General features: G+C 71.6%; 5 protein-coding genes. 2 read left to right on the top strand and 3 right to left on the bottom strand.

All coding sequences use genetic code 11. From position 1 onward, the window contains the following. Nucleotides 1-5: 5 nt before the first annotated feature. Complete coding sequence (locus C6376_RS26025; protein WP_107445652.1) at nucleotides 6-962, bottom strand: STM4015 family protein; 957 nt, start codon at nucleotides 960-962, stop codon at nucleotides 6-8. A 316-nt stretch (nucleotides 963-1,278) separates the two neighbouring features. Next, a complete protein-coding gene (locus tag C6376_RS26020) occupies nucleotides 1,279-2,004 on the bottom strand; it encodes an FAD binding domain-containing protein (protein WP_107445651.1) in 726 nt (241 codons plus the stop codon). Nucleotides 2,005-2,183: 179 nt separating this feature from the next. On the opposite strand from C6376_RS26020, the gene C6376_RS26015 reads away from it, so the two are divergent. Continuing rightward, entirely contained in the window at nucleotides 2,184-3,110 is a 927-nt protein-coding gene (locus C6376_RS26015) for a GNAT family N-acetyltransferase (protein ID WP_107445650.1), read from the top strand. 71 nt (nucleotides 3,111-3,181) lie between these two features. Here C6376_RS26015 and C6376_RS26010 read toward each other — a convergent pair whose 3' ends face one another. Further along, a complete protein-coding gene (locus C6376_RS26010; protein ID WP_107449190.1) occupies nucleotides 3,182-6,556 on the bottom strand; it encodes a pyruvate carboxylase in 3,375 nt (1,124 codons plus the stop codon). 476 nt (nucleotides 6,557-7,032) lie between these two features. Here C6376_RS26010 and C6376_RS26005 point away from each other — a divergent pair, with 476 nt between their 5' ends. Beyond that, nucleotides 7,033-12,210 (top strand): family 43 glycosylhydrolase, encoded by a 5,178-nt coding sequence (locus C6376_RS26005; RefSeq protein ID WP_107445649.1) that lies wholly within the window; start codon nucleotides 7,033-7,035, stop codon nucleotides 12,208-12,210. The last annotated feature ends 95 nt before the right edge of the window (nucleotides 12,211-12,305 follow it).

Here is a 12,305-nt window from a genome sequence, read left to right as displayed (position 1 = left end):
GTCGCTCACTCCCCGACGGCGACGTAACGCCACACCGTGCCGTCGCCGTCCGCGTCCTCCTCGGCGTCGCCGCGGTCGAGGTCCACCTCGACGCCCGCGGCCTCCAGGGTCTGCCGGACGCGCTCCTGGAGCGGCTCGCCGAGGTAGTGGTGGTGCAGGTCCAGCTTCTTGAGATGGGTGAGCGGCTGTCCGCCGAGCAGGGCGGTCGCGCCCTCGTCCGTCAGCACGCCCATGGAGAGGTCCAGCACCTCCAGCCGGGCCACCACCGGGGCCGCCGCGACCGCGACGGCCACCGCGTCCTGCATCTCGCTGTTACGCAGGGCCAGGTGCCGCAGGCTGGGCAGCCGGGCGCCGGACAGGATCGGCTCGAGGTCGGCCGCCTCGCTGTCGCCGCCGTATTCGGGCGTGCCGAGCCACAGGTCCAGGTGCTCCAGCGCGGGCAGGTCGCTGCCGGCCACTCCGCGCACGACCTCGGCGGGCAGTCCGCCCGTCTCGATGACCAGCCGGCGCAGTGCGCCGTGACTCAGGGCGGGGAAACGCAGCCCGGACCCGCCGCGCACCCCGAACTCCTCCAGCGCCGGGAACGCCGTCAGGAGCGGGGTGACGTCGGTCTGGTTGATCCAGGAGATCTCGCACTCCTCCATCACCATGTCGCCGAAGAACAGCGCGCGCAGGGCCGGGAACCTGTCCCGGGCCGCGGTCAGCGCCTCGACGACGGGGGCCGGGTCGTCCTCGTAGGCCTCCTCCCACGCTCCGACGATCAGTGCCTTCACGCGCGTGGTGTCGACGGCCGCGCAGAAGCGGGCGAACGCGTCCGTCCACTTCTCGTCGGCGTCGTAGACGTCGCTGGTGACGCGCCAGGCCACGGCGTCCGGCTCGACCGGCCGCGGCTGGTGCTCGGCGCCGGGAAACGTGTAGGCGGGCAGCCCGTGGAGCGCCTTGAGGTGTTCACCGATGGTCATACGGCTGCTCCCGAGGGGAAATGGTGTGCGATCCGTGATGTGTCCGCAGTTCTACCAACAGCCACTGACATCGCCTCTCCCGGGGGCCGGGTTCGAGGCCGGTTCGGGGGCGCGGGGGTCCGGTGCCCGGGCCGCCACGCCACGCGGCCGCCCGCCCCGTTCCGCCTCTCCGACGGGCGCGCGGCAGACGGACGGGGGCGGACGGGCGCGCGGCAGACGGACGGACCCGCGAACGGTCCGGCGGCGGGCGTGCGTCCCGGCCGACGGCTCTGAGCTCCGCCCCGGCGGCACCGGTCTCGCGCGCGCCGCCCGCTCCTCAGCCGGCGGTGCGGGCGAGCACCTCGACGACCTGGGCGTGCACGGCGTCCCGGGCGCCGGCGGGCAACTCACCGAGCTCCGTGCCCTCCAGGGCGCGCAGCATCTCCTCTGCGCCGGTGCCGGGCTCGTACGGGGCGCTCCCGCTGAGCACGTCGTAGCCGTCGCGGACGGCCACCCGCAGGTGGGCACGGCCGTCGTCCCCGCGGTGCAGCGCGGCGGCGACGACCAGGGGCGGCGCGCCGCCCGCCTCGCCCTCCAGCTTGCGGTAGCCGCTGACCAGCGGTGTGCGCCAGCGCAGGGCGAGCAGCACGAGGCGTTTGGCCAGCAGTTCGGCCAGGTCGGTCTCGTAGACGCCGTCGGCGGTCAGGACCGTGGCCCGGGCGTCGAGTACGAGGGCGGCGGGAAGCAGACAACGCAGGGTGCTGCCGACGATGTTGCCGCCGACCGTGGCCGCCCGGCGTACGGCGCCCGTGCCCACTCCGCCGGCCGCCCGGTGCAGCACCTCGGGCACGGTCGCGTCGACGCGGTGCAGCAGGACGGCCCCGCCGAGTTCCTCGGGTCCGACCGCGTTGGCCTCGGGCAGCCTGCGCAGCGACACGGCCTGCTCGGGAAAGCCGTCCCGCTGCCATCCCGCCCACACCAGGGTGGCGCCGCCGACGGGCACCGCGCCCTCGGCGAGACACCGCTGTGCTTCGGATATGGAGGAGGGAAGACGCAACTGCACGACAACCGACCCGCCTTCCCGTGGAGTTCGTGGGGCGACCGCGCGTCGTCCCCGGCGTGATCAAATGGCAGAACGGATTCTGCCCGGACTCGCGGGGGCGCATGCAGGGCTCATGGCCGCACCTGCGCCTCGGGAAATCGTGTTGCGGCCCCGCTCCGGTCGCTTGGACCCTGGGAGGCATGTTCTCCCTCCTGCGCCCCGCCGCCCTCGCCGACGCTCCGGCGGTCGCCGGGCTCCTCAACGAGATCGACCTCGTCGAGATCGGCCGCCCCGAGACGGACGTGCACTCCGTCGAGGCGGACCTGAGGCATCCCGACGTCGATCTTCGACGCGACTCCTGGCTCGCCTTCGACGGGGACCGGCCGGTGGTCTACGGCCTGTTGTGGGACGAGTCGGGCGGCGAGCGGGTGGATATCGACCACTACGTCCTGCCCGACCGACAGGAGGAGGGTCTGCTCGTCCTGGCCGCGATGGAGGCACGGGCGCTGGAGAAGGCCCGGGAGAACGGCGCGGAGCGGGCCGTGGTGCACCTGAACCTCAACGCACGGCCCACGACGGACGTCTCGCTGCTGCGGGAGCGGGGGTGGTCCGCGGTACGGCGCCATCACGTGCTGCGCCGGGGCCTGGACCGGGCCGCCGACCGGCCACCACGGCTGCCCGACGGGGTGCGGCTGCGGCCCTGTGCCGAGGAGGCGGACCGGCGGCGCGTCCACGAGCTGTTCCAGGCCGCGTTCGCCGAGCACTTCGACTTCCAGCCGCGGCGCTACGAGCGGTGGCTGCACGACCTGGACGCCGCCGGGCTCGACTGGTCCCTCGTGTGGATCGCCGCCACCGACGACGCCGGGGACTGCGGGTTCCTGATGGCCCGTGACGACCGTGCGGCCATGGGGTGGATCCCGGCCCTCGGCGTCCTGCGCGAGGCCCGGGGGCGCGGTCTCGCCGGGCTGCTGCTGCGGCACGCGTTCGCGGCGTTCGCCGCCCGGGGGCGGGACACCGTGGGGCTGGGCGTGGACACCTCCAACGCGACCGGCGCGCCCGCACTGTACGCCCGCCACGGCATGACCCTGCACTACGCCGTGGACACCTGGGAGGTCGTCCTGCGGTGACCGCGAGGCCGCCGCACCGGACGGCGAGGCGGTACGCGGTCGCCGGTGGGTGAGCGCCGGCGACGGCCCCGTCAGCCGACGACCACGAGCAGGTCGCCGCCCTCCACCTGCTGGATGCGGTTGATGGCGAGCCTGCTCACCCGGCCTGCCTTCGGCGCGGTGATCGTGGCCTCCATCTTCATCGCCTCGATGGTGGCGACGGTCGCGCCCGCCTCCACCTCGTCGCCCTCGGCGACCGCCAGGGTGACCACGCCCGCGAACGGGGCGGCGACGTGCCCGGGGTCGGTGCGGTCGGCCTTCTCGGTCACGGGGACGTCGGAGGCCGCCGCCTTGTCGCGGACCTGGATGGGCCGCAGCTGGCCGTTCAGGGTGGACATGACGGTGCGCATACCGCGTTCGTCGGCCTCGCCGACGGCCTGCAGCTCGATCAGCAGACGCACGCCCGGCTCGAGGTCGACCGCGTACTCCTTGGCCTGGCGCAGACCGTAGAAGAAGTCCTTGCTGTCGAGGACGCTGGTGTCGCCGTAGGCCTGCCGGTGGGTCTCGAAATCACGCGTCGGGCCGGGGAAGAGCAGCCGGTTGAGGGTGGCGCGGCGGGTCTTCTCCAGGCCTTCGCGGTCCTCGGCGCTCAGCTCCTGGACCGGCTTGGCCTCGCCGCGGCCCTGCAGGGCCTTGCTGCGGAACGGCTCGGGCCAGCCGCCGGGCGGCGTGCCGAGCTCGCCCCGCAGGAAGCCGATGACGGAGTCGGGGATGTCGTACCGGTCGGGCGTGGCCTCGAAGTCCTGCGGGGAGACACCGGCACCGACCAGATGCAGGGCGAGGTCGCCGACGACCTTGGACGAGGGGGTGACCTTGACCAGGTGGCCGAGAATGCGGTCGGCGGCGGCGTACATCGCCTCGATGTCCTCGAAGCGGTCGCCGAGGCCGAGCGCGACGGCCTGGGTGCGCAGGTTGGAGAGCTGACCGCCGGGGATCTCGTGGTGGTAGACGCGCCCCGTCGGGGAGGCGAGGCCGGCCTCGAAGGGTGCGTAGATCCTGCGGACACCCTCCCAGTACGGCTCGAGGTCGCCGACGGCCTGGAGGTCGAGGCCGGTGGGCCGCTCGGAGTGGTCGGTCGCGGCGACGATCGCCGACAGCGAGGGCTGCGAGGTGGTGCCCGCCATGGAGGCGACGGCGCCGTCCACGGCGTCCGCGCCGGCCTGGATCGCGGCCAGGTAGGTGGCGAGCTGGCCGCCCGCGGTGTCGTGGGTGTGCAGGTGCACCGGCAGGTCGAACTCGCGGCGCAGCGCCGAGACGAGCTTGGCGGCGGCCGGGGCGCGCAGCAGGCCGGCCATGTCCTTGACGGCCAGGACATGGGCGCCGGCCTCGACGATCTGCTCGGCGAGACGGAGGTAGTAGTCGAGGGTGTACAGGCGCTCGTTCGGGTCGGACAGGTCCGAGGTGTAGCACAGGGCGACCTCGGCGACCGCCGTGCCCGTCTCCCGTACGGCGTCGATGGCGGGCCGCATCTGGCCGACGTCGTTGAGGGCGTCGAAGATGCGGAAGACGTCGATGCCGGTGGCGGCGGCCTCCTGCACGAACGCGTCGGTGACCTCCGTCGGGTACGGGGTGTAGCCGACGGTGTTGCGGCCGCGCAGCAGCATCTGGAGGCAGATGTTCGGGACGGCCTCGCGCAGGGCCGCCAGCCGCTCCCAGGGGTCCTCGGCGAGGAAGCGCAGCGCGACGTCGTAGGTGGCGCCGCCCCAGCACTCCAGGGAGAGCAGGTTCGGCAGGGTGCGGGCGACCAGCGGGGCGGAGGCGAGGAGGTCCTTGGTGCGCACCCGGGTGGCCAGCAGGGACTGGTGGGCGTCGCGGAAGGTGGTGTCGGTGACGCCGATGGTCGGCGACTCGCGCAGCCAGCGGGCGAAGCCCTCGGGGCCGAGGTGGACCAGCCGTTGGCGGGAGCCCGCGGGCGGCTCACCGTCGGGCGTCGCCGGCAGCTTGGCGACCGGGTCGATCAGGTCGGGCCGCTCACCGTGCGGCTTGTTCACGGTGACGTCGGCGAGGTAGGTCAGCAGTTTGGTGCCGCGGTCGGCCGAGTGGCGCGCGGTGAGCAGGTGTGGACGCTGTTCGATGAAGGACGTGGTGACGCGTCCGGCCTGGAAGTCGGCGTCGTCCAGGACGGCCTGCAGGAACGGGATGTTGGTGGCGACGCCGCGGATGCGGAACTCGGCGACGGCGCGCCGGGCGCGTCCGATCGCGGTCGGGAAGTCCCGTCCGCGGCAGGTGAGCTTGACCAGCATGGAGTCGAAGTGCGCGCTGATCTCGGTGCCCGCGTGGGTGGTGCCGCCGTCGAGGCGGATGCCGGAGCCGCCCGGCGAGCGGTAGGCGCTGATGCGGCCGGTGTCGGGGCGGAAGCCGTTGGCGGGATCCTCGGTGGTGATACGGCACTGCAGGGCCGCGCCGTGCAGGGTGACGGTCTCCTGTGACAGGCCGAGGTCGGCGAGGGTCTCGCCGGCGGCGATGCGCAGCTGGGCCTGGACCAGGTCGACGTCGGTGACCTCCTCGGTCACCGTGTGCTCGACCTGGATGCGGGGGTTCATCTCGATGAAGACGTGGTTGCCGGCGGGGTCGAGGAGGAACTCGACGGTGCCGGCGTTGCGGTAGCCGATCTGCCGGGCGAAGCGGACCGCGTCGGCGCAGATCCGGTCGCGCAGCTCCGGGGCGAGATTCGGCGCGGGGGCCATCTCGATGACCTTCTGGTGGCGGCGCTGGAGGGAGCAGTCGCGCTCGAAGAGGTGGATGACGTTGCCCTCGCCGTCGGCGAGGATCTGCACCTCGATGTGGCGGGGGTCGACGACGGCCTTCTCCAGGAAGACGGTGGGGTCGCCGAACGCGGAGGCCGCCTCGCGGGACGCCGCCTCGATGGACTCGCGCAGGGCGGCCGGGTTCTCCACCCGGCGCATGCCGCGTCCGCCGCCGCCGGCGACCGCCTTCACGAACACCGGGAAGCCGATCTCCTCGGCGGCCCGGACGAGTTCGTCGACGTCGTTGGAGGGTGCGGACGAGCCGAGCACGGGGACGCCCGCGGCGCGCGCCGCGGCCACCGCGCTCGCCTTGTTGCCGGTCAGCTCGAGGGTGCGGGCGTCGGGGCCCACGAAGGTGATGCCCGCCTCCTCGCAGGCGCGGGCGAGTTCGGGGTTCTCCGAGAGGAACCCGTAGCCCGGGTAGACGGCGTCGGCGCCTGCCCGGCGCGCTGCGCCGACGACCTCCTCCACGGAGAGGTAGGCGCGCACCGGGTGTCCCGGCTCGCCGATCTCGTACGCCTCGTCGGCTTTCAGCCGGTGCAGCGAGTTGCGGTCCTCGTGCGGGAAGACGGCGACCGTGCGTGCGCCCAGCTCGTAGCCGGCGCGGAATGCACGAATCGCGATCTCGCCGCGGTTGGCGACCAGCACCTTGCGGAACATCCTGGACCCCTTCAGCCGACGGTGACGGGACCCATCGTGGCGGTGGGTGACCTTGTTGGCCATGTGAGCCGGGCCACTCACCACATGTGTCGCTCGATTGGACCGTGTTTGCCCCGGGATGCCGCAGGGCCGGCTCAGGCGGCCGTGGCCATCGCGGCCCGCCGCGGCCACCACTGCGGCCCGGCCCTCCAGGCGGTCCGGGAACCGGCGGCCATGACACCGTCCCCACACCCCTGCACTTCCGCCGCCGGCTCGGCGTGCTCCGGCGGATCATCCCCGTCTCCCCGGCCGGGCCGCGCCGGTGGTAACACTCGGCGGGCGGCCGGAGTTGGCGCGTCGGCACCGCGCGCGAGGCCTTGGACGCCACCCAGATTGTTCGACCTGTCGGACATCGTTCGGCAAGTCTTGACGCGGCCATGCACACCGTTTGACACTCCAGCAACATCACGTCACACGTTTGAAACGGCGGTCCGCCCATGGCGCACAGACATAGACTCCGAGGACGGGCAGGGCGCGGGGCGGGACGACTGGCCGCACTGACCGCCGTGGCCCTGATCGCGGGCCTGGCCGTGGCCACGACTCCGGTCCAGGCGACGGAGGCCGCCGACGTCACCGAGGGCCTGGCCCTCTGGTACAAGTTCGACGGCGCCTCGGGCACCACGGTCGCCGACGCCTCCGGCCACGGACTGAACGGCACGGTCAACGGGACCGCCGACTGGTCCTCGTCCGGCCAGGGCCTCTCCTTCAACGGCACGGACACCTACGTCAAAGTGCCGAACGACGTGATGAAGGGCATGACGTCGATCAGCGTCGCGATGGACGTGAAGATGGACGCCGCGCAGGCCACCCCGTACTTCCTCTACGGTTTCGGCAACACCAGCGCGGGCAACGGCAACGGATACCTGTTCACCACGGGCAACTCCCTGCGCACCTCGATCGCGACCGGCAACTGGTCGACCGAGCAGAACACCAAGCCGGCCGACTCCCACAACCTGACCCGCGCGGTGTGGAAGCACCTCACCTACACGCAGTCGGGCACCACGGGCGTGCTGTACGAGGACGGCGTCGAGGTCGCCCGCAACACGTCGGTGACCATCACCCCCGGCGCGATCGGTTCGGGCACGACCACCGCCAACGCCATCGGCAAGTCCGTCTACTCGGGCGACCGGCTGTTCAAGGGCAGCATGCGCGACTTCCGCGTGTACAACCGCGCACTGGACGCCGGCGAGGTCGGGCAGCTCTCGCTGCCCGTGGCCACCCAGGGCGTCGCGGACGACAAGGCCGCCCTGACCCTGGGCGACACGAGCGCCGTCACCGCCGATCTGACCCTGCCGAAGACCGGCCCGGCCGGCGGCTCCACGATCACCTGGTCCAGCGACAACACCGACGTGGTGTCCGACGCGGGCAAGGTGACCCGGCCGGCCGCGGGCGAACCCGACGGCCACGCCACGCTCACCGCGACCCTGAAGAAGGGCTCCGTCTCCGCCACCCGGACCTTCGACGTCACGGTCCTGCCGGACCTCGACGACAAGGCCGCCACCGAGCAGGCCGCCAAGGCCCTCACCGTCCACAACCTGGACGACGTCCGCGGCAACCTCACCCTCCCCGCGACGGGCGCCTACGGCACCACCGTGACCTGGTCCTCCGCGAGCGAGGACGTCGTCTCCTCCGACGGTGTGGTCCACCGTCCCGCGCACGGCGCCGGCGCCACCACGGTCGACCTGACCGCGACCGTCGCCAAGGGGGACGCGAAGACGACCCGCACGTTCACCGCGAAGGTCCCCGAACTCCCCGAGAAGGAAGCCCTCAAGGGCTACATGTTCAGCTACTTCACCGGCGAGGGCACCGCGGACGGCGAACAGCTCTACGCGGCGCTCAGCAAGGGCAACGACCCGCTGAAGTGGCGTGAGCTGAACGACGGCAAGCCCGTCCTGACCTCCACGCTCGGCGAGAAGGGTCTGCGCGACCCGTTCATCATCCGCTCCCCCGAGGGCGACAAGTTCTACCAGATCGCCACCGACCTCAGGATCTACGGCAACGGCGACTGGGACCGCTCGCAGCGCAGCGGCAGCAAGTCCATCATGGTGTGGGAGTCCACCGACCTCGTCCACTGGACGAACCAGCGCCTCGTGAAGGTCTCCCCGGACAGCGCGGGCAACACCTGGGCGCCCGAGGCGTACTACGACTCCCAGCTCGGCCAGTACGTGGTGTTCTGGGCGTCGAAGCTGTACGACAACGCCTCGCACTCCGGCGACACCTACAACCGGATGATGTACGCCACCACCCGCGACTTCTACACCTTCAGCGAGCCCAAGGTCTGGATCGACCGCGGCTACTCGGTCATCGACTCCACGGTGATCCAGCACGACGGCACGTACTTCCGCCTGTCGAAGGACGAGCGCAACAACACCTCCTCCACGCCCAACAGCAAGTTCGTCTTCGAGGAGAAGAGCAACTCGCTGCTGAACCTCTCCTGGACCGCGGTCGCCGAGGGCATCGGCAAGGGCGCGATGAACGCGGCCGAGGGGCCGCTGGTGTTCAAGTCCAACACCGAGGAGAAGTGGTACGCCTTCCTCGACGAGTTCGGCGGCCGCGGCTACATCCCCTTCGAGACCACGGACCTCGCCGGCGGCGCCTGGACCCCGTCCACCGGCTACGACCTGCCGTCGAAGCCGCGCCACGGTACCGTCCTGCCGGTCACCCAGGCCGAGTACGACCGGCTGTTGCGCGCCTACCAGCCGGACCAGATCGTCACCGGCGTCGAGGACGTGTCGGTGAAGACGCGGATCGGTGAGGCCCCGGTTCTGCCGGCCACCGTGATCGCCGAGTACGCCGACGGCGCGAAGCGGCCCGTCACCGTCACCTGGGCGGACGTGGACGCGTCGCAGTACGCGCAGGCCGGCTCCTTCAAGGTGAAGGGCGACCTGCCGGGCGACGCGGCGATCGAGGTCCACGCCGACGTCACGGTCTCCGCCGAGGGCCCGGACGTCCCGGCCGACCTGCTCCTGCACTACGGCTTCGACGAGAGCGGCGGCAACATCGTCCGTGACTCCAGCGGCCACGGCTTCCACGGCACCTACGTCCGTACGCCCGCCTTCGGAACCGGCGTCGACGGCGGCTCGTTCAAGATGTCCGGCGGCTCCAGCACCTCCGACTCGCCGTACGTGAAGATCCCGGGCGGAGTGCTCAAGAACGTCGACAGCGTCACCGTCTCCACGTACGTCAAGTGGAAGGGCGGCGGCAACTTCCAGTGGCTGTTCGGGCTCGGCCCGGACAGCAACAAGTACCTCTTCGCCACCCCCTCCAACGGCGGCGGCAAGCTGTTCTCCGCGATCACCAAGGCCACCTGGTCCGGTGAGAAGCAGATGATCGGCGGCTCGCAGCTCACCCCGGGCGAGTGGAAGCACCTCACCGTCACCCTGGACGGAGCCACCCAGACGGCGGTCCTCTACGTGGACGGCGCCGAAGTCGCCCGCGTGAACGGTGTCACCGTCAAGCCGTCCGAGCTGTACGACGCGGCGAAGGACGCCTCGGGCTACATCGGCAAGTCCCTGTACTCCCCGGACCCGTACTTCGCGGGCGAGGTCGACGACTTCCGGATCTACAACCGGGCCCTGACGCCCGCCGAGGTCCTGGAGCTCGCCGGCAACACCACCGGCATCGCCGCGGCGACCCACCCGGCGCTCAAGGTCGACGCGCTGATCAACGACAAGAACAGCACGGTCGTCCTGCCGCTGGCCGAGGGCAGCGACGTCACCGCCCTGGCGCCGCAGTTCACCCTGGCGCACGGCGCGGGCATCAGCCCGGCCTCCGGCACGCTGCGCGACTTCAGCAAGCCGCAGACCTACGAGGTGACCGGCTCCGACGGCAAGAAGCGCACCTGGACAGTGTCCGCGCTCATCATGAAGAGCCCGGTCCTGCCGGGGCTGAACGCCGACCCGAACATCGTCCGCTTCGGCGACACCTTCTACCTCTACCCGACGACCGACGGCTTCGAGGGCTGGAGCGGCACGCAGTTCAAGGCCTACTCCTCCACCGACCTGGTGCACTGGACGGACCACGGCGTCATCCTGGACCTCGGTCCCGACGTGAGCTGGGCCGACAGCAGGGCCTGGGCGCCCACCATCGCCGAGAAGAACGGTAAGTACTACTTCTACTTCTGCGCCGACGCCAACATCGGCGTCGCCGTCTCCGACTCCCCCACCGGCCCCTTCAAGGACGCCCTCGGCAAGCCGCTGCTGAAGGCGGGCCAGTTCCCCGGCCAGATGATCGACCCGGCGGCCTTCACCGACGAAGACGGCCAGTCGTATCTGTACTTCGGCAACGGCCACGGGTACGTCGTCCCGCTGAACGACGACATGACCTCGATCGACACCGCGAAGGTCGAGGACATCACGCCGAGCGGCTACAACGAGGGCGCGTTCGTCGTCAAGCGCAAGGGCGTCTACTACTTCATGTGGTCGGAGAACGACACCCGGGACGAGAACTACCGGGTCGCCTACGCCACCGGAGACTCGCCCACCGGCCCCTGGACCAAGCAGGGCGTGATCCTGGAGAAGGACGCCGCACAGGGCATCCTCGGCACCGGCCACCACTCGGTCGTGAACGTGCCCGGCACCGACGACTGGTACATCGCCTACCACCGGTTCGCGATCCCCGGCGGCGACGGCATGCACCGCGAGACCACCGTCGACAAGCTGGAGTTCGACGCCGACGGGCTGATCAAGAAGGTCGTGCCCACGCTCACGAGCATCGACCCGGTCGGCGTCGTGCACGCCGGTCCGGACGCCAAGGGCGTGGAGGGCGACCGGATCGCCCTGAACGGCACGCTCTCCGGGGCGGGCAGCCCGAAGTGGACGGTCGAGCAGGGCGCGCCCTGCACGGTCGCCGAGCCGACGGCCACCCGCACGACGGTCACCTGCACCGACGACGGCACGTTCACCCTCACCCTGACCGCCGGACGCAGCACCGACACGGCCGTGGTCACCGTGACGAACGCGGCTCCCTCGATCACCTCCGCCACCGGCCCCAAGTCCCCGGTGTCGGTCGGCCGGCCGGCGGTCGTCACCGTCCGGTTCGCCGACGCGGGCTCCCGTGACACGCACACCTGCGTGATCGACTGGAAGGACGGCAGCAGGCCGGCGAAGGGCACCGTCACGGCGTCCGTCTGCCGGGCCGAGCACACCTACACCTCGGCCGGTCTGCGCCGCCCGGTGGTCACCGTCACCGACGACGACGGCGGCAAGGCCACCACGACCCTGCCCCAGCTGGTCGTGTACGACCGGGCCGCCGGCCCGGTGCTGGGCGCGGGCCTGTCCGCGTCCCGCGGCAAGCCGAAGTTCTCCCTGTCGGCCGGCTATCTGCCGGGAGCCTCGGCCCCGGCCGGCGTGGTCACCCTCGACCTGCGGTCGCCTCTCACCAAGTTCCGGTCCGCTCACCTCGACTGGCTCGTGGTGACCGGCAACCGGGCCGTCCTGGAAGGCTCCGGTACGGTCAACGGCAAGAGCGGCTACCGCTTCCGCGTCACCGTGACCGACGGCCCGGACACCTTCCACATCAGGATCTGGAAGACGTCGGACGGGAAGGTCGTCCACGACACCGGCATCATGACGAAGGTCGCCGGCGTCATCACGGTCGGACTGCGGCACCGCTAGGGATTCGGACTGCGGCACCGCTGGAGAAACGCCTGGCACGTCGTCGTGCCGGACGGTTAGGGTCATGGGCCCCCTGCCACCGCAGGGGGCCCATG

The organism is Streptomyces sp. P3 (assembly GCF_003032475.1).
Taxonomy (GTDB): domain Bacteria; phylum Actinomycetota; class Actinomycetes; order Streptomycetales; family Streptomycetaceae; genus Streptomyces.
This window is presented reverse-complemented; position numbering and strand designations above follow the sequence as displayed.

Coding starts and splice junctions, on each gene's coding strand:
- C6376_RS26025 (WP_107445652.1), bottom strand. CDS start 962: ATGACCATCGGTGAACACCTCAAGGCGCTCCACGGGCTGCCCGCCTAC.
- C6376_RS26015 (WP_107445650.1), top strand. CDS start 2,184: ATGTTCTCCCTCCTGCGCCCCGCCGCCCTCGCCGACGCTCCGGCGGTC.
- C6376_RS26010 (WP_107449190.1), bottom strand. CDS start 6,556: ATGTTCCGCAAGGTGCTGGTCGCCAACCGCGGCGAGATCGCGATTCGT.
- C6376_RS26005 (WP_107445649.1), top strand. CDS start 7,033: ATGGCGCACAGACATAGACTCCGAGGACGGGCAGGGCGCGGGGCGGGA.